Origin of the sequence: Vibrio sp. 10N.247.310.23 (assembly GCF_041467155.1) — a bacterium.
GTDB classification, from domain to species: Bacteria; Pseudomonadota; Gammaproteobacteria; order Enterobacterales; family Vibrionaceae; genus Vibrio; species Vibrio crassostreae_C.
In genome coordinates this window covers 97701-120687 of the sequence record NZ_JBFSTZ010000003.1, presented here as the reverse complement: position 1 = coordinate 120687, position 22987 = coordinate 97701, and the positions used below count along the sequence as shown (strand labels likewise).

20 protein-coding genes are annotated in these 22987 nt (G+C 43.0%); 13 read left to right on the top strand and 7 right to left on the bottom strand.

Annotation, left to right across the window (positions count from 1 at the left end):
* Positions 1-141 precede the first annotated feature (141 nt).
* The 5 genes from pdxY to AB6D93_RS03275 all read left to right on the top strand — a co-directional run bounded on the left by pdxY (position 142) and on the right by AB6D93_RS03275 (position 5305).
* Positions 142-999 carry a pyridoxal kinase PdxY gene (gene pdxY, locus AB6D93_RS03295; RefSeq protein ID WP_102333637.1) on the top strand — a complete coding sequence of 286 codons (858 nt, stop codon included), beginning with the start codon at positions 142-144 and terminating at the stop codon, positions 997-999.
* 213 nt (positions 1000-1212) lie between these two features.
* Positions 1213-2385, top strand: coding sequence for a patatin-like phospholipase family protein (locus AB6D93_RS03290; RefSeq protein ID WP_102333636.1), 1173 nt, complete (start codon positions 1213-1215; stop codon positions 2383-2385).
* 17 nt (positions 2386-2402) lie between these two features.
* Complete coding sequence (locus AB6D93_RS03285; protein ID WP_017060059.1) at positions 2403-2828, top strand: hypothetical protein; 426 nt, start codon at positions 2403-2405, stop codon at positions 2826-2828.
* 158 nt (positions 2829-2986) lie between these two features.
* A complete protein-coding gene (locus AB6D93_RS03280) occupies positions 2987-3892 on the top strand; it encodes a LysR family transcriptional regulator (RefSeq protein ID WP_102333635.1) in 906 nt (301 codons plus the stop codon).
* A 261-nt stretch (positions 3893-4153) separates the two neighbouring features.
* Positions 4154-5305, top strand: coding sequence for a BamA/TamA family outer membrane protein (locus tag AB6D93_RS03275; RefSeq protein ID WP_102333634.1), 1152 nt, complete (start codon positions 4154-4156; stop codon positions 5303-5305).
* 83 nt (positions 5306-5388) lie between these two features.
* Here the strand turns inward: AB6D93_RS03275 and AB6D93_RS03270 are convergent, their stop codons facing one another.
* The 3 genes from AB6D93_RS03270 to AB6D93_RS03260 form a co-directional block, all read right to left on the bottom strand.
* Positions 5389-5946: a PhnA domain-containing protein gene (locus tag AB6D93_RS03270; RefSeq protein ID WP_102333633.1), complete on the bottom strand. Its 558-nt coding sequence runs from the start codon at positions 5944-5946 to the stop codon at positions 5389-5391.
* A 228-nt stretch (positions 5947-6174) separates the two neighbouring features.
* Complete coding sequence (locus AB6D93_RS03265; RefSeq protein WP_102333632.1) at positions 6175-8595, bottom strand: VolA/Pla-1 family phospholipase; 2421 nt, start codon at positions 8593-8595, stop codon at positions 6175-6177.
* Positions 8596-8609: 14 nt separating this feature from the next.
* Complete coding sequence (locus AB6D93_RS03260) at positions 8610-9857, bottom strand: porin (protein WP_050654485.1); 1248 nt, start codon at positions 9855-9857, stop codon at positions 8610-8612.
* Between the two features lie 358 nt (positions 9858-10215).
* Between AB6D93_RS03260 and AB6D93_RS03255 the strand changes: the two genes are divergently transcribed.
* On the top strand, positions 10216-11298 hold the full coding sequence (locus AB6D93_RS03255) for a site-2 protease family protein (RefSeq protein WP_086968002.1): 1083 nt from the start codon (positions 10216-10218) through the stop codon (positions 11296-11298).
* 137 nt (positions 11299-11435) lie between these two features.
* Here the strand turns inward: AB6D93_RS03255 and AB6D93_RS03250 are convergent, their stop codons facing one another.
* Positions 11436-12224 carry a M48 family metallopeptidase gene (locus AB6D93_RS03250; protein ID WP_102333631.1) on the bottom strand — a complete coding sequence of 263 codons (789 nt, stop codon included), beginning with the start codon at positions 12222-12224 and terminating at the stop codon, positions 11436-11438.
* Positions 12225-12363: 139 nt separating this feature from the next.
* Here AB6D93_RS03250 and AB6D93_RS03245 point away from each other — a divergent pair, with 139 nt between their 5' ends.
* From AB6D93_RS03245 to AB6D93_RS03225, 5 genes are all read left to right on the top strand, one after another.
* A complete protein-coding gene (locus AB6D93_RS03245; RefSeq protein ID WP_017060067.1) occupies positions 12364-12789 on the top strand; it encodes a hotdog fold thioesterase in 426 nt (141 codons plus the stop codon).
* Between the two features lie 95 nt (positions 12790-12884).
* Positions 12885-13118, top strand: coding sequence for a DUF3389 domain-containing protein (locus tag AB6D93_RS03240; protein ID WP_017064605.1), 234 nt, complete (start codon positions 12885-12887; stop codon positions 13116-13118).
* A 153-nt stretch (positions 13119-13271) separates the two neighbouring features.
* Positions 13272-14963 (top strand): SgrR family transcriptional regulator, encoded by a 1692-nt coding sequence (locus tag AB6D93_RS03235; RefSeq protein ID WP_102333630.1) that lies wholly within the window; start codon positions 13272-13274, stop codon positions 14961-14963.
* Positions 14964-15011: 48 nt separating this feature from the next.
* Positions 15012-15917 (top strand): DMT family transporter, encoded by a 906-nt coding sequence (locus AB6D93_RS03230; RefSeq protein ID WP_102333629.1) that lies wholly within the window; start codon positions 15012-15014, stop codon positions 15915-15917.
* Positions 15918-15938: 21 nt separating this feature from the next.
* Positions 15939-16190 (top strand): hypothetical protein, encoded by a 252-nt coding sequence (locus AB6D93_RS03225; RefSeq protein WP_017060071.1) that lies wholly within the window; start codon positions 15939-15941, stop codon positions 16188-16190.
* Positions 16191-16314: 124 nt separating this feature from the next.
* On the opposite strand, the gene AB6D93_RS03220 is transcribed toward AB6D93_RS03225, so the two are convergent.
* Entirely contained in the window at positions 16315-16923 is a 609-nt protein-coding gene (locus AB6D93_RS03220) for a DUF2238 domain-containing protein (protein ID WP_017067299.1), read from the bottom strand.
* A gap of 201 nt (positions 16924-17124) precedes the next feature.
* Here AB6D93_RS03220 and AB6D93_RS03215 point away from each other — a divergent pair, with 201 nt between their 5' ends.
* On the top strand, positions 17125-17964 hold the full coding sequence (locus AB6D93_RS03215; RefSeq protein ID WP_017060073.1) for an isopenicillin N synthase family oxygenase: 840 nt from the start codon (positions 17125-17127) through the stop codon (positions 17962-17964).
* A 309-nt stretch (positions 17965-18273) separates the two neighbouring features.
* A complete protein-coding gene (locus AB6D93_RS03210; protein WP_029235437.1) occupies positions 18274-18894 on the top strand; it encodes a DNA-J related domain-containing protein in 621 nt (206 codons plus the stop codon).
* Positions 18895-19019: 125 nt separating this feature from the next.
* Here the strand turns inward: AB6D93_RS03210 and mrdA are convergent, their stop codons facing one another.
* The gene (gene mrdA, locus AB6D93_RS03205) at positions 19020-20918 is read right to left on the bottom strand and encodes a penicillin-binding protein 2 (protein ID WP_017060075.1); all 1899 of its coding nucleotides are present in this window, start codon (positions 20916-20918) and stop codon (positions 19020-19022) included.
* Positions 20919-21294: 376 nt separating this feature from the next.
* The gene (locus AB6D93_RS03200) at positions 21295-22950 is read right to left on the bottom strand and encodes an ABC-ATPase domain-containing protein (RefSeq protein WP_017060076.1); all 1656 of its coding nucleotides are present in this window, start codon (positions 22948-22950) and stop codon (positions 21295-21297) included.
* Positions 22951-22987: the final 37 nt, after the last annotated feature.

Here is a 22987-nt window from a genome sequence, read left to right as displayed (position 1 = left end):
AGCCTCGGCGATGTCGAGGCTATTCCGACCAAATAAGCACAGTGGTTAGATCGATAAAACTTCCTATCTTGATTTTCCGTTGTGTTTATTTAGTCGTCTTATCCAAGTATTCAAATCCATTTCAAACTGAAAGAGCGACGCATGAAAAGCATTATTTCTATTCAATCTCACGTGGTTTACGGGCATGCAGGAAACAGTTCTGCGGTTTTTCCAATCCAAAGAATGGGACTCGATGTGTGGCCAATCCACACTGTTCAGTTCTCTAATCACACTCAATATCAACAAGGTTGGACCGGGCAAACATTCGGCTCAGATGATATTCGAAACTTGATTCGAGGCTTAGACAACATCAACGTACTGAAAGACTGTGGTGCGATCCTATCGGGTTATCAGGGAAGCGCAGACCAATGTAAAGCGGTTGCCGAGTCGGTTAATTTAGTTAAAGAAAAGAACCACAGTGCACTCTATGTTTGTGACCCTGTAATGGGTGACCCAGATAAAGGTTGTATCGTTGAGGATGGCGTTAGAACCGCCATTACTAAACACTTGCTTCCTATTGCCGATGTTATAGTGCCAAACCAATTTGAACTAAGTGAATTGACCGGCATTAAAATCCTCTCCCTTTATGACGCGGTTACAGCATGTAAGAAAGCATTGGAGCTTGGTCCAAAGATGGTGCTCGTGAAGTATCTTCACTCATTACCCGATGACGCGTTCAGTATGATTTTAGCAACGAAAAAGGCATGTTATTTAGCCCAACGACCGAACATTGAATTTGCTCAACAACCGGTTGGTGTCGGTGACCTTATCTCTGGCCTGTTTACCGCAGGGTTAATAAAGAGAATGTCTCCCGTAGCTGCATTCCGACATGCAAATAACGCGGTCTATGGTGTGTTGGAGCTAACTAAAAGCTATGGCACTTGGGAGCTACAAACAATCAATGCACAATATGAATTTGTAGAGCCTACCCACGATTTCAACGTGGTCAAAATCGGGTAGAGCGTTTAACTCCGATAGTGGTGGAGGGTGTACCTATTCGATGGGTCGCATCCTACAAACGAGATTACGAGCTAAGACTAAACCTAGCTATATTACTCCCACAAAGAGACGGACTTCACTTTATCCCTATTTATTAACTTCTCTGTTTATAGCTGTTCTTTTGATTAAACAGAGTTTCTGAATCATTTTAGAGAACATTAAATGAGCCTAATTATGAACCGTCTAATTTCCTCGGGTTTTACCGTTGCTTTGTCATTACTTGTAGTGGCATGTAGCTCACCCCACACGTTGGATGTACGCGTACACAAAGACAATTACAAAGAAGTGGTTGTAGAAGAAGCGATATCAGTAAAAGAGCCATTGCGTATGTGGGCGAGTGAGAACCCAGACTTCTTATACTCTCCAATCGATCAAACAACGCCAATTAAAGTGTCAGGTGAGCAACTAAATATCTTAGCTTTGTCAGGAGGCGGCGCGAACGGAGCCTTTGGAGCCGGTATTTTGATAGGGTTGGAAGAATCTGGCCAATTGAAAGACTACTCAATAGTTACTGGCATCAGTGCAGGAGCGCTAATGGCACCATTTGTATTCATCGGCGGAGATGCATTTCCGAAGATGAAGGAGGTGATGTTAAACATCAATGACAAATCAGTGCTCGGCAAAAAGAACTTTTTAAACACCGTGTTTAAAGATGCTTTTACTGACGGTAAAAACTTGAATCAATTTATCGCTCAGGCGTTCCCTGAACCGATGATCGAGCAAATTGCTGCGCGACACCGCAACGGTAAGCGTTTGTTTATTGGTAGCACACACTTTGATTCTGGAGAGCTTGTCATTTGGAATGTGGGCGCAATTGCAAATAGTGACATGCCAGATAAGTCTGAACTTATATATAAGGTTTTAGCAGCAAGTGCTTCTATTCCTGGAGTCTTCCCACCGCAGTTTATCAATGTGAAGTACGAAGGTAAAAGTTATGAAGAACTTCACGTCGATGGTGGTTTAGCCGCTCAAGTATTTTTCAATCCATCTAACTTCGACTATCAGCAGATCTCAGATGCTCTTGGGTTAGAAAAACCACCACAGCTCGATGTTATTCGAAATGGAGCACTGAAAGCGCCGTACCACTCGCTGAGAGATAAGGGTCTAGATTTAGTAGCAAAGAGCGTATCAAGCCTGACTCTTGCTCAAACACGTGGTGATTTATATCGAATGAAATACATCTGTGAAATCAACGACATTGATATGCAATTTACTTACATCGAGCACGACTTTGGTTACGCCAAACGAACCAAAGACATGTTTGATGAACACTATTTATTAACCATATACGAATATGGTTATCACAAAGCAACTCAGGGCAAACCTTGGGTAACAGAATTACCTTAATTTAGGGATATCGTAAAATGAATAAAACAGCTTTAGCGCTACTTATCATGGCAACGTCTAGCGCTGCCATGGCACAAAATGTGACCTCAATGGAACAGCAAAAAGTCGATAACGACATGCTACAACTGGCCGACGTTCAACAAGAAGCGGCGTTGTTCATGGTTGAAGAAAATTCAGACTACGTGGAGATTGACTACATTGGTCAGTGGGTTGACGTGAACAATTACGTCACACACAAAGAAGCTAAAGAACGCCAGCTTCAAAAGACCACCAAGAAATACATTTACTCGCAAACAGGTGAAACTCTAGAATCCATCGAGCAGCGAATTGCTGAGCATATTCAAGTGGACCAACCTAGATATTTCAGTGTCGATGTTTACCGTAATTACCACGGTGATTCTGGGGACTTTAACTATCTAGCTCGAGTTATCGAATACATTTAAGTTATTCGTTTGACATCAACGATAAAACCTACTATCTTAAGTAGGTTTTTTTGTTTCAAATTGACGAATTATTTTCACTAATATTATTCTGACAAAGTAGATATTTCGCCAACCTGTGATAATTTAAAGACATAACGATTAAAAGTAAGCACAACAAAATGAATTTCAGCATTGAACAACTTCTTGCTTTTGTAACTGTCTATGACCAACTGTCTTTCAGCAAGGCAGCAGTCAAGCTTAACAAGCACAGAACGACAATCGGGCAGGTTATAACTAACCTTGAAGACCAACTCGCGGTAAGCCTATTTGAAAGGGTTGGACGCTCTGTAAAGCCGACAGAAGATGGTCATCATCTTTACCACTACGCTAAGCAAACGATTGAACAGGCAAGAACATTCGACAAGGTGGCTTTGAGCTTGTCTTATGGCGGGTTGGAAAACATCACCTTTGCTTATTCGGGTGTGATACCTCATCAAATGCTTTTGGATATTCGAAAGAAACTGCGTCGTGATTTCCCGATGATGCGAGTGAACTTTTTAATTCGAAACAAAAAGGATATTAAGAAGGGCCTTCAAAGCGGAGAGTATCACTTTGGACTAGTCAATGTGCATGACAGCCGGGGTATACACAGCTTTGATGCGACTTTTCTAGGTCACATTGAGTTTTCCCCATTCGTTCAAAAAAATGGTGAGTTCTCATCTTTGGCGCAAGAGGATGTACTTTTAGCGTTAAGAAATTCAAAGCAGTTTATCTTGAGATCGTTTATTGAAGAGGGAATGTCAGAAAAAGTAACCATCAGCTCCGATAACGAAGAAGTCGATCAATTGGCGTTAGTTATTAAAATGGTTGAAGCCGGTTTAGGGTGGGCACTGTTACCAAAAACGTTTGCTCATTCTGAATTTTCCCATTACGACATTGAACCTATACAGTCGTCTGAAATGCACCAAGGATTCAAATTCGGTTTTGCGCTTTGGTGCAATCATTCTAAGCAAGTGAAGGATGTAAAATTATCGGTTTTATCTGTTATACAAGAACATGTTGATCGAGTATTGAGTCAATATTAGCAAAGGAAGAATGTAGGTAACTTATTAATAGAGGCTCATTTATATGAGCCTTTTGCGTTTCTGTCATCTCGAAAGCTCTTTAATTTTGTAGGGCGACATCCTCTATATAGGAGTAGGGCAACACCATTATTTGGCCTATTCTATGCCCGTCGATTAAGGACCCCCTTTATTGGCAATAAGTGTTTAATTTCTATGTTTATTGCAAGGAAGCAAACTTTCGGCCGGGTTTCGTCACCCGGTCTTTTCTATGAGGCAAATTTTATGACTCGCTGCGGCGGCATTGTTCTTCTTTCCTGCTTTTTATTTACAACATCTTCTTTCGCATCGTTTTATGATCCTGTTGATGGTCAATTTGATATGGGGCATCACCTTGCGGAAAACGCACATGGCTTTTTGCCTATCCCAATTTTGATTACCGAGCCTGCGGTGGGGTACGGCGGCGGTGTGGCTGGTTTGTTTTTACATGAGACGGATGAGGAAAAGCGACAAAGAAAGCAAGCTGCTCTTTCTGCCATAGATGGTGGTGCGCAGTTAGTACCCTCAGCAATGTCAGTAGTGGGCGCAGTAGGGACAGAGAACGAAACTTGGTTTGTATTTGGTGGCCATAGACGATCTTGGATGAATGATTCCATTCGTTACACAGGAGGCGGCGGCTTTGGTGTTGCGAATTTGGATTTGTACACATCAATCAACTGGGGCCCCATAGATCATGACCTTAGAATAGGCACGTCAACTTCGGTAGCCGTACTTTCACAAAAGGTGCAGTTCCGGATTGGGAATACGCCTTGGATGTTGGGAATAAAGCAGTTATTAGCTAAGTCTGAGATTGAATTTGATAACATGGTTTTAGACCGAATTTTGGGTAACGAATCGGTTACTTCTGGTTTAGGGTTGGAGGCTGAATATGACACAAGAGATAATTTATTTTATCCAACCAAAGGTTACAAATTGTCTGCAGATTACATGGTGTACGACGATGCGATTGGCAGTGATTACAATTACCGAAATTTGAACATAGATGGCGAAGCCTATATCCCAATTACCAATAAATGGACGTTAGGCTTGGCTGCAAATTATCAAAGCTTCGAACAGCAAGACCTGTTTGTATCACCCACAGCGAAACCGTACGTGTCGTTACGCGGGGTGTCATCTTATCGGTACCAAGGAGATGAGATTGAAACAATTCAAGGCCAATTGACGTATAGCATCACTCATCGTTGGAAGGTGTCTGGGTTTTACGGTTCAGGGGTTGCAAAGCAAGATAACGGCATAAGCCACGACAGTACCGTCAATGCCGGAGGTGTCGGCTTTCGATACCAAATCGCGAGACGTTACGGTTTGCACCTTGGGATGGATTATGCGCAAAGCCATGAAGAACGCGCTATCTACTTTAACGTAGGCAGTGGTTTCTAGAACAACGGAATAGGTTGAATTTTTCCAAGAAAAAAGGCGCTAATTAGCGCCTTTTCGTTTTCTATCACTTTCTTACAGTAAGATTACTTCTTACGGCAGAACTCAGCGATTACGTACATTGATTGACCGCCGTTTGTTTTACCAGAAACAAGCTTAGGATCGTCACCAACGCTGATACCACGAATAACAGTACCTTGCTTAATCACTTGGTTAGTACCTTTGATTGGCAGGTCTTTGATTACTGTTACGTCGTCACCTTTCTTAAGTTCAACGCCATTCACATCAAGAGGCTTGTCATCAGCAGACATGCCGATTTGTGCCCAAACTGATGTTTCTTCTTCAAGGTACATCATGTCTAGCGCGTCCTGAGCCCAGCTTTCTGTGTTCAGACGAGTAAGTTGACGCCATGCCGTTACTTGAACTGGCGCTTCCTGGCTCCACATGCTGTCAGTCAGACAACGCCAGTGGTTGATATCTTTAGGATCGTCAATCTCACCAAGACATTTGTCACATACCATGATGCCGTGATCCACTGTTACGTGGCTGTGTGGCGGCACTGCGTATGCAGTAAGAGAAGAATCAGAACCACATAGTTCACATTTAGATTGGCAGCGTTCTACCATAGTAGCTTCAGAAGACATAATGGACTCACATTTATTAGGTATTAAATTACGGGGCTATTATCCACTTTATTTACAATAAAGAAAGAGGTCGTACGGTATTCTGTCTTGATTAATTTTAGCTGAGATCAACCATTTGTGTTTTAAAGTTTTATGCAAACGGTTAACTAGGGGAACTGTTCGAACGGCAGATACAAAAATGCCAGCGGTTAGGCTGGCATTTGGTTTAGTGAAAAGCTTAAGTCTTAGTTATTCCAATAAAGCATCCGGTGCTGCTGCATCAAGGCTATCCGATTCTAAGAAATCAGCTACTTGAGCTCTCATTGATAGGGTATGAGTGGCATCAGAAAGGTCTGCTTGCGGTCCGATGATCGTAGAGTGCTTAGCCGTTTCGTTATACTGAACAAACACTCGGTTTCCAGTTGAAGTGCTAGCTTTTGTAGAGTCATCCAACCCTAAAGTTGAATCCAATCCTTCAGAACCAACAAACGAAGCCGTGTAAGACAATGGTTTATCGTTATCATCATTACCATTGTTTGGTACCGTTTCATCATTTTGCGACTGGATCAACAACGTTGGATAGCTAGAGCTAATTGATGACTGGTCCTCAGTGCTTGCTATTGAATGTGGATCGACCGTGTCAATAAGGGTTTGAGCGGCGACTTTAAATGCAACTAATTCAGTTTCAATTGCTGCGGCACTAGTTGGATTTTCCTTAGCAAAAGCGGTATAGCAATCGCCATCTTCAATGTCGTCCGTAGTACAAGCTGAAGCCACTGAATCCCGATACGTTGCATTTAACTGTTTAGCTAGATTGTGTTTAATTTCGGGGCCAAAGGTTTCCGATGCGAAGAGTAATTCAGCAATGTGCCCACCTGAATTAGCATATACCGCCGAGCTAAATTTATGTGTACCAGCAATTTCAGATGTAGCTACTGACGTAAATCCAGTAATACCGCCCAATGAGTGGCCCATAAATTTAACGGTTGTGTCTTTTACATCAACTCCGGCTAATGGTGTACCAGTAAAGTCATTCCCCACTTTTTCAAGTGCCATACGAAGACCTATTACATCAAGTGCACTTTGACGGATGTTGTCACGCGCAACGGGCAAAGCGCTTAGATTCAAGTAGTACAGAGCATTATCGTTAGTTGAAATAGCACCTCCGGCAAGTGAACGAGACCCATGAATAGGGTGGTCAATTGCAATGACAGCAAGACCTTCAGCCGTTAAGTTTGCCGCAAACGCATACGCATTCTCTTTTACAGAGGTAATACCGTGTTGGTAGATTACAACCCCGGTTATTGGGTCAGTCACAGGAGTAAACAAAAGCACATCAACAGCTTCAAGTGATTTAATTTGTGGTATTGGTGAATACTGAGTGACAATGCGATCACTATCTAGAGCTGTTCCACTTGCGTCCTTTGTGAGTGTTTTTCCCATTAAAGTCGTGACATCAGCTGCGCTAAGGTTTGTTGGGTCTAATCCTAATTTAACCAACTCTCCACCAACGAAAGAACTTGTAGAGTTATCCGTTAGTGCGCTTTTTATAACCGCTAAACTGTCCAATGCTGATGCAAATGGCGTTGTAGAGAACTTAGTTGGATCGGTTTCCAAGAAATATGGGAGTTGAACAGTACCTTTAGTCACGTTTACCGACGTAGTGCTGATACCAGCGTTAGAGTAAAGGAGATTTATCCCTCCAATCAAAGTGGCATTTTCTGTTGCATCGTCATCGGCAAGATATTTTTTAAAGTCAGCATCTGCAGCGATTGCTGTAGCAAATGGTGTTGTTGATGAGGAATCTAAACTAAGATTGTAAGCGTTTGTCAGATCGATATTATTTGGGTTTGCGCTGCCATTCCAATAAGTCGAAAGTGGGGCCCCAGCATCAATCATTCCGCCAATCAACGATGCTGTAGAGGCAAGAACATCACCAACAGAAGTTGTAGTAAACCAAGCTGAATACACAATCTTTTCCGCATCAATACCAACAGCGGCAGCTATAGCTTCTTGACCTTTAATTAAAGTTTGCGCACTAGCTAAGTCACCGGTTGAATAAGTTTTAGTGGCTGTTTTGAGAGCCGCATAGCTTTGCGATGTACCTACTGGGTTACCATTTACATCTGTAACGTCATCAGTAACAACAAGCAAATATTCAGACTTCTCATCAAAAGGAGTATTAGGTGTAATTGCTAGGTTTGAGCCTACTTTGTAAACTTTGTATTCAGAGCTAGCAACAGGTGTTGGTACTTGAGCCGCTGTGGATGTGTCTGTTAGCTTTTTAGAAAGCTTCAACAATGTCACTCCGGAAGTAACAACTCCAGGAGTATCACCAAAACCGTCGCCTTCAAACTCGATGTAAATTGGCATGCTGGTCGAAAAACCATCGGCATAATTTAATGCTGCTTTTGGGTTAGAAATGCTATCGTCGCCACCTGTTGGGATCGCTAACGTGCCATCTGTAGAGTCAAATAATAGGTTATTGCTTAAAGGAACTGATGCATTACTACCTTGCAAGAGCATTTTTTGAGTTGTCGCTCTTGCCAAAGACGTTTCTAGATAGGCTTCAAGTTGTTGGTTACTTGTTACCGAACTTTCGGTGTTGTCGCCACAACCTGCTAGCAGGGTCGCTGAACATAGTAGAGAGATCTTAAAGTTACGTTTCATGATACGATCCTGATTTAGTTAAAAGTGTAGTTAAGCTGAACTGAAGAAAGGTAAGCGGTACCTTCTGCTTCGAAAGTCCTTTCTTGCTGAGCGCCATTTGTCTCAGTGAACTCACCGTCATCACTTACAACAAGTGCGAATCCTGCATCGACAGTCATATTTTCGCTCCAAACATAAGTGAAGCCAGCGCTATACCACATACGATCACTATCAGGAATGCTTAAAGTTGCTTCACCAGCTTGTTCGTCATAAGCGTAACCAGCTCTTAATGTCCACTTACTGTTTAGTTGGTACGTTGCGCCTAGTGAATATCGATTGTTGTCTTCATATTTTTCAGGTTTGTAGAAGCACTGACCTGCTACACCGTTGTCAGTACAATCTGGACTTGTTGCTTTTAACTCCTTAAAAGTACTCCAATCAGTTTGTTGCCAACCGTAGTGAATTGCCCATTGTTCGTTAAGTTGGTGAAATGCTGAAAGCTCCAGAATAGAAGGAAGCTCGATTTGAAGACGACCATCAACCTTGGGAGATGTTGCTCTACCTGAATCGTAGCTGGTAAATTCACCGTCATCGAAATCAAGATCAACAGAAGAGCGGTAAGCGATACTAAAGCGATTGTTTTCGTTCAGCTCATACATCGCGCCAACATTCCAACCATAGGCAAATGTTTCACCGGTCATGCCTATAAGTTTGTCAGATGGATTTCCACCAACAAAGTTAGCGAGCTCACCTTTATGGCGAGTAAGTTCAGCTTCCGCATACACAAGGTTTAAACCTGCACCAACGCTAAATGATTCATTCACGCGATACGCAATATTTGGATTTAGATTTACAGATAAGAGCGACGTATCACCAGCCATATCACCTGCCGAGATGTCATCAGGGTAATCCGTAGCAACACCATAATTGGTGAACATACCGATACCCCAAGCCCATTTTTCGTTGATTGGGCTGATGTAATATGCGGCTGGCACGACTTGTAATGGAGCAACATCTTTTGAATGCTCGTTAGCGTCAACGTCGTAAACGTTAACCTCTGGATCAACGATAGAAACCGCGCCTGAAAATTGGGCTGTATCAAATAGGGTCATTGCGGCGGGGTTTCTCGCTAGTACACTCGCGTTATCGGCTACAGCGCCTTCACCTGAGAATGCGCGACCAAGACCTGAGGCAGAATGCTCAGCAACTTGGAAACCAGCCGCAAGTGAGTTACATGCAAATAGTACTGAAAGTGAAACGAGAGAGCGTTGTATTGTTTTCATCCTTGACCCTCCTAGGGCATCGAATTTCGTTATTATGGTTTGAAAACACACTGAGCATTTTTGGTGTTGAAGCTCTAATGTAAATGGTATGTTAAATTCATGTTTTATATAAAGTCAAAGAAAGAGTTGTTATTTTGTGAGGTTATGTTTTAAAGGGGCGGCACTTTAACATCGATAATATAAGTATAATCAATAATTTATTCGTGGTTGGAGGTGTGACCAGAGTGTTTATGCATCGTTGCGGTATAAATAGTGTTCAATAGCTCAATATGTAACAACTTTGTTTCTGTTTACCACCATTCGCTAAATCGGCATAATATCGACACTCGTTAGAAGTCATTAAATTGGAATTTTAAGTTTGGAATTACTCGCGATAGAGTTTCTTGGAAAACCGCTTCGTTTAGAAGGATCAATGGCAGGGTGGCAACAGTTGTATTGGGATAACACTTTGGTATCTCAATTAGATGCGACCACAGACCAAGAAGACGCACGAAAACACGAATTTACACTACGCGCTGGCGAAGAAACGTTGCAGTGTCACGTTGAGTCGACAGTTCAGTGGCAACCGTTTGAGATGACGTATAAAGCATTGGTCAATGGCCAAACCATTTCCGAAGGCAATCGAAACACCAAAGATATCGAACAACAAACTCCTGTTGTCGCTCCTAAACCAGAGAAGCGTTTTAGCTTAATTGGGTTGGTGTCGCTCGGTATGAAAGCGCTAAAAAGCGCCAAGCTAATCAAGGTCGTACTTGCTTCTGCGAGTTTAGCGGCCTATTCATGGTTGTTTTCAATTCAGTTCGCTTTGGCCTTAATCGCCTGTTTAATGTTCCATGAGTACGGTCATATTAGAGCGATGAAATACTTCGGCATGAAAACCAAAGGGATCTATTTGATACCATTTCTTGGTGGCTTGGCGTTATCCGATGAAAAGATTAATACGCGTTGGCAAGATGTGGTTATATCAATCATGGGGCCATTGTTCGGCCTGATATTGTCGTTAGTATTTATGGTGCTGTACTGGGCGACTGGCGAAATGTTCTTTGCCGGCCTTGCAGTATTTAATGCTCTATTAAACCTGTTCAATCTATTGCCGATTTTGCCTCTCGATGGCGGACATGTTCTTAAAAGTATCAGTTTCTCGATGAACAGCGTACTTGGCATTGTACTTTGTGTCGCGGCTGCCGTTGCTGGTGTGGTATTGAGTTATCAGTTGAATTTAACCCTGTTTGGTTTCTTATTGATCATGGGCAGTGTTGAAATACTGTTCGAATGGAAAGGACGTCATCACAGTCACTTGTTACCGTTAGACAAATACGGGCAAGTCGTGTCGTTCGTTTGGTATGTGGGTTTAGTGAGCAGTTTGATTGGTGTCATCTGGTATTTTGCATCTACTGGTGATCAGCTATTAAGCCTACCATTACAAATTCTTGGTACTTAACCTGTGAATTTCTGTTGTTGGAATTATCCAGCTACTTAGTGCACTTGAACTGTTAGCAAGCAAGAAACTAAAAATGCCCTAACCAATATGGATAGGGCATTTTTGTATTTACACCAGCTAGGCGATTCTTACTTAGATTACGCTTTGCAATTTGGTCTTGGTGAACCTGATTGAGGAAGCGTTTTTATCGTTGCTTGTAGATCTTTAATACGCGTACTGTGGGAAGGGTGCGTAGAAAGCAACTCTGGCGGTTGATTACCCCCTGATGCTTTCGCCATGTTTTGCCACAAGTTGACACTTTGGTTTGGATCGAAACCTGCTTGAGCCATATACTCTAAACCAACAACATCGGCTTCAGACTCTTGAGTTCGCCCATACGGTAGAATAACGCCATATTGAACGCCTAACCCTAACGCGGCCATCGTCATACCTTGATACTGTTTGTATTCTGATGCACCTAACGCAACGTTAGTAATAGATAAGCCAGTATTAGCGATTTGAGACTGAGAAAGGCGCTCATTACTGTGGTCCGCTAAAACGTGTGCCACTTCGTGACCGATAACCGTCGCGAGTTGGTCTTGATTGACTGCAACCTTGAGTAACTCTGTGTATACACCGATTTTTCCGCCAGGTAGGGCGAATGCGTTCACTTGATCACTATCAAACACAACAACTTCCCATTCACTAAAACCTTGTTTAGGAATATATTGAGTGATGCTGTTCGCTACGCACTGTACATAAGCGTTAGTTTTGGCATCTTTGCTGATGGGTTGTTCTTTTTTCATTTGTTCAAAAGACTGCGCTCCAAGCTGAGACATGTCTTTATCTGAAAAAAGCAGCAATTGGTTTCTGCCTGTCGGAGAAGCGCTACACGCGGTTAGGCCTGCAAGTGTGAGAAGCGAGGCAAACTTCATCCATGACGTCATACAATATCCTCTGTGTATTCGGTTTTTATGCATGTTAACATCAACTTGCGTAATAGCTAAGGGCTGTAAGATAACTAACAGCGGTAATATAGAAAAAAGCTATGCACGCGATAACAAGATCAATAATTAAGGAACCTATATGAGTATTTGGAAAAAGCCCGTTGACCTAGATACCTTCAACGCGACCTCAAAAAATACCTTAATTGAACACCTCAACATTGTTTACACCGAAGTAAATGACAATTCTTTGGTAGCAACCATGCCGGTTTGTCACTTTACGCACCAACCACTGGGTATGCTTCATGGCGGCGCATCGGTTGTGCTAGCAGAAACGCTTGGCTCATTGGCTGCAAACTTCTGCGTACCAGAAGGCTATTATTGCGTTGGGCTCGATATCAATGCGAACCACGTAAGGTCAATGCGTGAAGGGCATGTCATTGGTACTGCTGAGCCTATTCACTTGGGCGTCTCTACTCAAGTATGGCAGATCAATATCACTGATGATCGTCAACGCTTAGTTTGTACCAGCCGTTTAACCATTGCCGTTAAGAAACATAAGCGATAACAGACTAGGCAGTCGTACGCTGGTTTTGTCTTTAGAAGAAGTAATCAGTACTTAGAACAAGCAATCAGTATTTAAAGAAGTAACCCGAGAAGCCCATGGTCATAACGTTTAAAAGTGGAAAAGTCATCGCAACCGCACATGAATTGGTTGTTCGTTTAGATGGGGAGCATAGAGTCACGCTGCAAGCCCAAGTTGATGCAATTCAATTGATCGGAAAAGGGGCAAATGTTATTTCAGCTAACGGTTCTGAGTGTAAATGGTCGATAAAATTAGACGATGAACAGCAGCTCCGTGAAATCGCTAATGAAATTGGCTGCGATGTAATGTAATCCTTTACGGTAAAGGCACTTAACCCTTAAGATTGAATAACATCTTAGGATGTCGTACTCATAATTCACAATAAAATTGTGTCAGTAATATTGATTTTACGCCATAAAATAGGGAAACTGAATTCAATGTCCTTTGAATAAGTTTTCCTCTTTATGAGCAGCCCAAGACTTCGCGTTCAATTTGAAACCCTGTTTGAATACTTCGATGGTAAAGATTCTGATGTTCAACTCGACGACATCACGGATGTGCTTTGTTGTACCCGTCGTAATGCCCGAATGGTACTCAACAAGCTTGAAGAAGAAGGGTGGGTAGAATGGTTACCTGCAGCAGGTCGAGGAAAGTTATCTCAACTTATCTTTAAACAGAATCGTTGTGATGTCAGCGAGAACTTAGCAAGACGCTACTTGCAGGAAGGAAAAATTGGACAGGCGCTGTCAGTGCTTGATCACAATGCTGCCAAACTCACGCAAGTTATTCAAAACTACTTGGGCGTACAGTATCAAGAAGGCGAACAAGTTATTCGTTTGCCTTATTACCGGCCGCTTTCAATGCTTAACCCAACCAAATCGATGCGTCGTTCAGAGCAACATATCGCTTGTCAGGTATTCAGTGGGTTGACTCGTCTAGATGAGAATGACCAACTTCAACCCGATCTTGCTCATTCATGGCAAAAAATCAGCGATTACCAATGGCGATTCTTCTTGAGACCCGGTGTTCGTTTCCATAACGGGGAACCTCTGTTAACCAATCATGTTGTGGATACACTGCTTGCACTCGAACCTCTCAACATGTTTTCGCATATCAAAGATGTCTCTTCACCTGCAAATTGTGTAGTAGATGTTTTTCTCACACGTCCAGACAAGTATTTTCCCCTCGCACTAACGGAATCGGTCGCTAAAGTCACATTACCGATCACTTTACGTGGTGAAGACTACGATATTCGACCGATTGGAACGGGACCTTATCGCATTGAAAAGAACGACGAGAAACAACTCGTGTTAACCGCTTTCAATGGGTACTTTGGTTTCAGACCGTTAATTGATCGCGTTGAAGTTTGGGTGGTGGATGAGGCTTATTCTTCAATGGTTTACCCAAGCCTATCTAAGCCTGTTATGGCCGACCGTGGCGATAGCGATGAAGTAGAACTCGATCCTGGTTGCACGTATTTACTGCTCAATAGAAAGAAGGGTATTGCACAAGATCCCGCATGGGCACAGTTTTTATCTAACGCGGTGAATGCGGCGGATCTGTTTGTTCATATTCCAAAAGAGACTGTTATCGATTTGGGCGTGTTACACGCTTATGGCATAAAACCTGGTTGGTATGACATCAAATTGAAGGTGCCAGTTTGTCCACCAGCAATTTCCAAACCAACAATAAGATTGGCGTATCAATGCCAACACCCAATGTTTCCAACGCTTGCCAAGGCGATTGTCACGGTTCTGAAGCAATACAACGTCGATGTTGATCTTTACGGTTACGAAACCGATCCTCCACACGCTGATGATGTCGATATTTGGATTAACCCTATGGGTATCGCTAATAACAGAGACGACGCTTTAGCCGGTTGGCTAATGGACTACAGTTTTCTTGATGAATCTAGCCCGGCAGAAGACTTCGACCAATGGTGTCACATGATTGACCGTTGGCGTTCGGGGGAATTCGAGCAATTCCCAGCAAGACAACTCGGTAAACAACTTGTCCAAAGCAATCAATTGATTCCAATGTTCCATTGCTGGTTAGGCGTTAATAAAGATCAATGTGGTACGTTGCAAAACGCGAAATGTAATGCATTAGGTTGGTTCGACTTTAGCCAAGTTTGGGTGAAGCCTGACGTTGATTGAAATCCAAGAAAACTCAATTAGGACCAAACAACTCATTTAGGAAAAACGATGCAAACTCTGATGATTACATTTATTACGCTGGTGGCATTTGCTGCTAATTCAGTTCTGTGTCGCTGGGCCTTAATGGATCAAACGATTGATCCTTTGAGCTTTTCGATCGTTCGCATCTTATCTGGTGCGCTTACGCTTTTGATTTTATTAGCTTTATCTTCCCAATCTAAAGCTAAAAGTGAGTTAGCAAGTAACACATCGCTATACACAAAGCTCAAATCACAGTTTCAACTCACATCAATATTGTCACTGCTCGTGTATATGTTTGGTTTTTCGTTTGCTTACTTAGAGCTTGGCGCAGGTCTTGGTGCTCTGGTGTTGTTTGTCGCAGTGCAATTTACGATGATTGCCGCGCACCTGTTTTCTGGAAACAGAATGTCGCTCATTGAGTGGGGCGGGTGTTTGTTATCTGTGGCAGGGCTTGTTTATTTGTTAATGCCAACGGAATCGACTCAAGCACCCGACTTAGTTTCTATTATCTTGATGTCTCTGGCCGGAATTGGGTGGGGCATTTACACATTGGCAGGAAAGAAATCGTCAAACGCACTGCAATCGACCACCGCTAACTTTGGATTCAGCTCGCTAGTTATCCTTGTGGCATTGAGCTTATTAGTTTTAATACCTAATGCATTAACGCAAGTGTCTATCACTGAGCAAGGTTTGATTTACGCGGTTATATCGGGCTCTGTGGCTTCTGGTATCGGTTATAGTTTGTGGTATTACGTAGTGAAAAAACTGAATACCGTGGTTGCGTCTATTGCACAGCTTTCTGTTCCAGTTATCGCGACACTTGGTGGCGTATTACTGTTATCTGAACCTGTCACTATGCAATTTATAGTCTCATCAACCGTTATACTTCTTGGGATAAGCTTGGTTCTTGTCGCACCTAAACTTAAGAAATAAAGAGTTCAATCATTAACTTCTATGGCTAAACCAAACAAGAAACAACCGACCAAGACGGTTCAGATTTTCTGTGCCAAATGCAAAACGCAGCTTTTTAAGTATCGGAAAGGTGGCAAAGGTGCACTCGTGAAATGTTTTAAGGAGCGTATCGTTGAAGATTTCACGACAAAACCATGTGTGTGCCCTGAATGCGGGATTGAATTTGCGCGAGACACTTTGGTTCGAGGTACGCCAGCCTACAAGTTTGTTGGTGGCAAGGTAACGATGAAATAACCCGTCACGATGAAACGACCAATCATTATAAACGAGAAAATAATGTTGAAACTAAAAATGCCACAGCACAGTTTGTGTGTGGCATTTCAACGTTGCTTTTGATACTCAGAGTAAAGAATTGAGCTCAGTAAGCTCTGACACGCCCTTGAAGCTTAAGAAGTAATAGCGAAACAATTGCGCCCGTCGTATCACACAGCATATCTTTCTGTGCATCCCAAATATCGCCTTGTGAACCAAGGAATGCGATACCTTCATCACCACCTGCAATCTCCGCGTACCACCACTCGATGATTTCATAACCTGCAGCAACACTCATGATCGCAAATAACGCAAAGAAGCATGCAAGCACCGGTTGAGCCAGTTTTTTACGAATCAAGTACTCAGCGAGTGGGTAAGCATAAAGGCCAATAGAGAAATGCGCGACACGGTCAAAGTTATTCCGTTCTGAACCTATCATGTTATTGAACCAATCAAATGGCACTTCCGCGAAGGTATATTTTGCGCCTATCGTATGCAAAATCAGCCAGATAAACATCAAAACGTAAGCTGTCTTAGTGAAGGTGAGCTTTGTTGATAACCACCAAATACCCACCAATATCGCGAGCGCTGGGACAATTTCGGCAATCCACACCGCTCTTGAAGAGGGAGCGAACGCTGAAAATAGAAACACCGTCAGATACAGCGTCGTCAATGACAGCAATGGTCGATTTTGAGCAAGTGGCGTGATTGTCATATCAAGATCTCTCGTCGAAGTTTTTAATAGTTTTACACAATAATGAACAGTGTTCAATTGGGTCTTAATCACCAGATTTGTTGAAAAGTGGTGTTATCGCCCAGTATCTAGACAAACGGTTGCTAGAGTTTCACAAAAGTTTGATTTACAACAAAGCGATCCTTAAAATCGCTCTATTACTACATAACAAGAAAGAAAGTCATGAAACTGGAAACTGTCGATTACCTTGCTGACGACGCAGCAGAACAATTTGTTCGCTCTCTACGTGAAACTGGTTTTGGTGTTCTTAAGAACCACCCAATCCCGAAAGAGCTTGTTGAGTCAATTTACGAAAACTGGTACCAATTCTTCATCTCTGAAGAGAAAGAGAACTTCCACTTTAATGTTGAAACACAAGATGGATATTTTCCACCTTCAGTGTCTGAAGTTGCTAAAGGCCACACTGTAAAAGACATCAAAGAGTACTTTCACGTATACCCTTGGGGCCAAATCCCTGAACAGCTGAAAGAACAGATTCTAGATTACTACCAACGTGCGAATGCTTTTGCTCAAGAGCTGCTAGGTTGGGTTGAAGCTCATGCTCCTAAAGAAGTACAAGAGAAATTCTCTATTGCGTTATCAGAAATGATCAACGGCAGTGAACAGACTCTGCTTCGTGTTCTTCACTACCCACCAATGCAAGGTGATGAAGAGCCAGGTGCAATCCGCGCTGCGGCACACGAAGACATCAACTTACTGACGGTTCTTCCTGCTGCAAGCGAGCCGGGCCTTCAAGTTAAAGCTCAAAATGACGAGTGGCTAGATGTTCCATGTGACTTCGGTAACATGATCATCAACATCGGTGACATGCTTCAAGAAGCATCTGGTGGTTACTTCCCATCGACAACTCACCGTGTAATCAACCCATCAGGTGAACGCCAAGAGAAGTCTCGTATCTCTTTGCCTCTATTCCTTCACCCGAAACCAGAAGTAGTGCTATCTGAAAAGTACACAGCAAACGAATACCTAATGGAACGTCTAAGAGAGCTTGGCGTTATCTAGTCAGTTCAATGCTTCGTCCCTAAAATTGGGATATATGTGAAAGGTCAGCTAAGTCGCTGACCTTTTTTGTATCCGTACCAAAGAATTGCGGCTTTATTACTAACGGTTGTATTCAACGAAATGGTACTCAGTTTTGACGATAAAAGGTGCCTTTAAGCCAAACGTTAGAAAGTTGTTTGTCCTTAAGCTCGACAAATCTTAGAAAATCGCTTTCAATTAAAGAAGATACGCAACGGATGCGAAACAGGTTACTTATAGTATCCACAGTTCTAGAAATCCATTAATTCAGAGAAGCTAACTGAGTCAACTATGTCGAATTATCAAGATGTGAGAGCAAACTTTCATTGCCATATGGAAAACCCATTGCTTTGGCCGATAATGGAAGTGCTTAAGCAAAAGCCAAGCGGATGGAAAGTACACACATTGGCAGCTCATCTGAACGATCTTGGGTTTGTGCCAGTGTTGGATGCTGTGCCTGAGAAAGAGTTGTTTAAAAAGAACTTCCTTATCATGAATGCGCTTTATCAGCTTCAAGAAACCTTACACCCAGATGGTTGGCTCCAAGTCCAAGCGATGGACATCGAATTGATGAATGGTCGTTATCACGGAAGCAGTCACAGCATCGATCATCAAGACCCACTTCGAGAATACTACATTAATTGGGTTAACTATGAAGCGGATGAAGGTGAAGTCAAAAGGCTGTTGAACGAATTTTGGACTCGGTATAGAAAGTATGTGGGTGGTGATGAACTCGATATGGATCGAAGTCGAGCATTGAACCTGTTTGAGTTACCTTTAGACGCGACACACCATGAAATTAGAAAACGTTGGCGACAACTGGCATTGAGATGGCATCCGGACAGAGACGAAGGCAACACCGCAAAATTTCAGACGCTCTGTGAAGCATGGCATGTATTAAGAAGCTCATAATCGACAGGCATTTTTAGCTGTCTAATTGCTTAGAACCCTAAAACAGAAAGCCCCACATTGTGAGTGACACAAGTGGGGCTTTGTCGTTATTACGCTATGTGCTGTAGCGACTTAAGTTATTGGTGTTAGGAGTGATCTTTGCTCTCACCACTTTTATGTTCAAAGGCATAGTCGAGTACTTTACGGATATAAGGCGCACCAACTTTTGAGCCACCGTTACCGTGTTCAATAACCACAGTTGCGACATATTCAGGGTGTTCATACGGTGCGAAAGCCGTGTAAAGCGCATGGTCAAGCAAGTGTCTAGCGAGTTTCTTCGAGTTGTAGACCTGGTCTTTCGCAAGATCAAAGACTTGTGCAGTTCCTGATTTACCGCCGCTCGTGTATTCAGTTCCCTTAAATGCACGTCTGCCGCTGCCTCGATTACCGTGGTTTACGAGTCGCATCGCATTGATTGGCACATCCCAAATTCTATCCGGTACTTCGGTGATTGAGGGCATTGGCTCCGGTTCGACAAGTTGTTGTGTACTGAAATCTTCACCGTGATCTAAGGTGGCTCTTAAGATATGAGGTGGCATCACCTTACCATGATTAACCAATACTGACGTTGCTTTAGCAAGTTGCATAGGTGTCGATGTCCAATAACCTTGGCCAATACCAATCGGAACTGTGTCACCCTGATACCAAGGGGTGCGATAACGCATCATCTTCCATTCTCGAGTCGGCATGTTGGCGGTACTTTCTTCATAGATATCAATGCCTGTCGGTTCACCAAATCCAAATCGGTTCATCCAACTTGAAATTCGGTCAATACCCAAATCGAAAGCGGTTTGATAGAAGAATGAATCTACCGACTCTTCAATGGCTTGAGTGACATCGACAGGTCCGTGACCCCAACGTTTCCAGTCACGCCACGATTTAGAGTTTCGTTTAGAGCCAGGAATTCTCCAAACGCCATGGTCGTTACGGATGGTATCTTCAGAGATGACATGTTCTTGCAGTCCTGCCACAGCCATAAATGGTTTAACGGTTGAGGCAGGAGGATAAACGCCTAGAGTGGTGCGGTTAACCAACGGGTGAGCCGGATCATTCAATAAACGTTGGTAGTTCTTACTCGAAATGCCGTCGACAAATAGGTTAGGGTCGTAACTCGGGCTTGATGCCATCGCCAACACGCTGTTGTCTTTCGGATCGAGAATAACCGCGCTTCCAGTTCGGTGATCAAGTTGCTCAAAGACGTATTTTTGCAGCTCAAGGTCAATATTTAACACGATATCTTTACCAGCTACTGGCGGCACGTACTCAATGGTTCGGACTATTCGCCCACGGCTGTTTACTTCGACTTCTTGATAACCTTTGGTGCCGTGCAGAATATCTTCGTAATAACGTTCAACACCCAGTTTTCCTATGATTGTTGTAGCTTGATAATTCGCTTCTATCCCTTGTTCTTCAAGCTTTCTGAGATCGCTATCATTGATGTGCGCCACGTAACCAAGAACATGGGTAAGCACCTCACCATTCGGGTAAAAACGCTTTAAGCTGGTATCTATAGATAAGCCGGGGAACTGGTACTGGTGCACGGAGAACTTGGCGATCTCTTCCTCCGTTAAGTTCTCTAGAATAGTCACAGATTTAAAACGGCGGGTGTTGTGATAGCGTTTTTTGAAACGAGCGATCTGCTCTGCATCACGGGGGACATATTTGTCTAGCTTGGTGAGCATTGCATCGACATCATCGGTTTGCTCAGGAATCATGGTTAGATCAAAGACAAGCTTGTTCTCTGCAAGCAACACGCCGTTACGGTCGTAAATAAGTCCACGAGTAGGGGCGATAGGTAATACTTTGATTCTGTTGCCATCGGCACGAGTTTGATAGCTTTTAAAATTTTCAACTTGAAGTCGGTATAGATTGCCGACTAAGACAAGAGTGAACATCAAGATCCCACAAAACGCGACGATTACGCGGTTTTTGAATAGGTTCACTTCGATTTTATGGTCACGCATCTTAACGCGTTTATGATTCATTGAAGCCTCAAGGGTCTGTTACATTTGGTTACACTTGTCGAATCGGGACTTTATCTGAATATCACTAGGGTTTTGTAAAAGCGGTGTCATGTTTTGAGGGATCGACAGCATTAGATGGCGGTAAACAGTGCCTTTAATTTTCTCATTACAAAAGATGATAAGTAATTGATGTAAAGATTGGTTTTATGAATTTATAAAGTTCAAGAGTTTTGACGACACTAGAGGTTAGGTCAAAAGAGGTTAGATAAATTTACGGCCCTCAGAATGAGAGCCGTAGAAGGTTAATTTGCTTATTTAGTGGCTTAGAAGCTTTAGTAAATTAGAAGATTAAAACTTCAAAAACCTAGAAGCACAATAAATCCGATATTTAACGAAATCAGTTCGAAGGCTTGAACTGAGATTTACGCATACGGTTCAGAGCAGCCATCACATCTAACGTTCTTGGTTTCGCTAGGTCACCGTAGTTAGGCATGTTAGCGTGCCATTCGTTTTCTAAAATAGCGTTAAACTCTTTAGCAGGGTTGTTTGACCAACCTGGAGTTTGTGCGAATTGGAACCAAGCCCAACCGATCGCATTCACTTCAGACGGTGATTCTAATTGCTCAAGCGCAGAAAGGTCTGCAAACTCTTTACCAAAACGCAGTGACTCTTTGCCTTTAGCATTAACACGGAATTTACCGTCAGTCAGAATGTTCATCAGTGAAGCACGGTTCAATGAACGCGGTACAAACGTTTCTAAAGCAGTTTCACATTCGTTAGTACGCTGAGTAGGGTGCTGAGCAATCACGTCTTTTGCTTTTTCAGTCACATCTACCGCTTGGTAGTCGTGCATTTGAATCACAGTGTTCGCGACATCTAGGTAATCACCAGAGCCACCCATTACAACAATGGTAGAGATATCCATCTCTTCACGAAGCTGACCAATGCGGTCGACAAGTGGTGTGATTGGCTCATCGCCTTTTGACACTAGCGCTTGCATACGCTCGTCACGAATCATGAAGTTAGTCGCTGACGTATCTTCATCGATAAGTAGAGTTTGAACGCCGGCTTCAATCGATTCTTGTAACCAAGCCGCTTGAGACGTAGAACCTGACGCATCTTGTGTGCTGAAGTCAGATGTGTCTTTCTGCATTGGTAAATGGTTGATGTAGTTTGACAGGTTCAAGCTGTGCACACATCGACCATCTTCAGCGCGGATCTTCATCGTATCAATCGCAGTTACAATGCCTTCGCGACCGTCACCAGGAATATGGTTGTAGATAGAACGTTCAACGGCGTTCAACAGTGTCGATTTACCATGGAAACCACCACCAACGATCAGCGTAATGCCTTTTGGAATGCCTAGGCCGGTCACGTCACCTTGGTTTGGAGTATTTAACGTAACACTCAATGATTCTGGAGCCGCGAAAGGTACCGCGTCTTTCATTGGAAGGTCGCAGTTACCCGCGATACGAGGTAACACACTGCCGTTTGCAACGAAAGCGGCTAGGTTGTTTTCATCCAATTGAGCACGCAGCGCTTCTTGGTCTTCAATCGTTTCACAATGTTTGATCATTGCATCGATGTTTAACTCACGCTCAAGCGTCGCGCGACGAATAAACTTCGGTAAGTAGAAAGTGATGATGTTGTTCGCTTTCTTAGCAAGAATGCTACGACCATCAGCTGGTAAATTAATACGGAAACGAATTTCGATGCCGTGGTCTGTGAATACAACAGCTGTGTTGTCTAATACGGTTTGACCCGTCAGCGCGATAGAAACGGTCGACTCTTGTTTCGCGAACTCAGAGAAGCTACGTGCGATAAAGTCACGAGCGGCTACTTGGTATTCGTAAGATTTTTCTTTCAGCCAATCTAACCCGGTCAAAGACCACGCGCGCGTTGCACGAAAACGAGAAGCTGACGCGTATGGGTCACCTTGGATGTGGTCGATGTGTAATTCAAAATCAGCAAAGTCGTATTGACCTTTAATTTGTTGATATGCACGGTAGTTTTGTTTTTCGAGCTTTTTAAGCTTTGCAGTCAACTGATCCATAACGAGGAATGCCTATATAAGGGGAAAGATAAAAACA

Bases quoted from the DNA above. Each gene is read 5' to 3' on its own strand.
- pdxY (WP_102333637.1), top strand. From the start codon at position 142: ATGAAAAGCATTATTTCTATTCAATCTCACGTGGTTTACGGGCATGCA.
- AB6D93_RS03280 (WP_102333635.1), top strand. From the start codon at position 2,987: ATGAATTTCAGCATTGAACAACTTCTTGCTTTTGTAACTGTCTATGAC.
- AB6D93_RS03275 (WP_102333634.1), top strand. From the start codon at position 4,154: ATGACTCGCTGCGGCGGCATTGTTCTTCTTTCCTGCTTTTTATTTACA.
- AB6D93_RS03250 (WP_102333631.1), bottom strand. From the start codon at position 12,224: ATGACGTCATGGATGAAGTTTGCCTCGCTTCTCACACTTGCAGGCCTA.
- AB6D93_RS03245 (WP_017060067.1), top strand. From the start codon at position 12,364: ATGAGTATTTGGAAAAAGCCCGTTGACCTAGATACCTTCAACGCGACC.
- AB6D93_RS03200 (WP_017060076.1), bottom strand. From the start codon at position 22,950: ATGGATCAGTTGACTGCAAAGCTTAAAAAGCTCGAAAAACAAAACTAC.
- AB6D93_RS03260 (WP_050654485.1), bottom strand. From the start codon at position 9,857: ATGAAAACAATACAACGCTCTCTCGTTTCACTTTCAGTACTATTTGCA.
- AB6D93_RS03270 (WP_102333633.1), bottom strand. From the start codon at position 5,946: ATGTCTTCTGAAGCTACTATGGTAGAACGCTGCCAATCTAAATGTGAA.
- AB6D93_RS03265 (WP_102333632.1), bottom strand. From the start codon at position 8,595: ATGAAACGTAACTTTAAGATCTCTCTACTATGTTCAGCGACCCTGCTA.
- AB6D93_RS03235 (WP_102333630.1), top strand. From the start codon at position 13,272: ATGAGCAGCCCAAGACTTCGCGTTCAATTTGAAACCCTGTTTGAATAC.
- AB6D93_RS03230 (WP_102333629.1), top strand. From the start codon at position 15,012: ATGCAAACTCTGATGATTACATTTATTACGCTGGTGGCATTTGCTGCT.
- AB6D93_RS03285 (WP_017060059.1), top strand. From the start codon at position 2,403: ATGAATAAAACAGCTTTAGCGCTACTTATCATGGCAACGTCTAGCGCT.
- AB6D93_RS03240 (WP_017064605.1), top strand. From the start codon at position 12,885: ATGGTCATAACGTTTAAAAGTGGAAAAGTCATCGCAACCGCACATGAA.
- AB6D93_RS03290 (WP_102333636.1), top strand. From the start codon at position 1,213: ATGAACCGTCTAATTTCCTCGGGTTTTACCGTTGCTTTGTCATTACTT.
- AB6D93_RS03225 (WP_017060071.1), top strand. From the start codon at position 15,939: ATGGCTAAACCAAACAAGAAACAACCGACCAAGACGGTTCAGATTTTC.
- AB6D93_RS03215 (WP_017060073.1), top strand. From the start codon at position 17,125: ATGAAACTGGAAACTGTCGATTACCTTGCTGACGACGCAGCAGAACAA.
- mrdA (WP_017060075.1), bottom strand. From the start codon at position 20,918: ATGAATCATAAACGCGTTAAGATGCGTGACCATAAAATCGAAGTGAAC.
- AB6D93_RS03210 (WP_029235437.1), top strand. From the start codon at position 18,274: ATGTCGAATTATCAAGATGTGAGAGCAAACTTTCATTGCCATATGGAA.
- AB6D93_RS03220 (WP_017067299.1), bottom strand. From the start codon at position 16,923: ATGACAATCACGCCACTTGCTCAAAATCGACCATTGCTGTCATTGACG.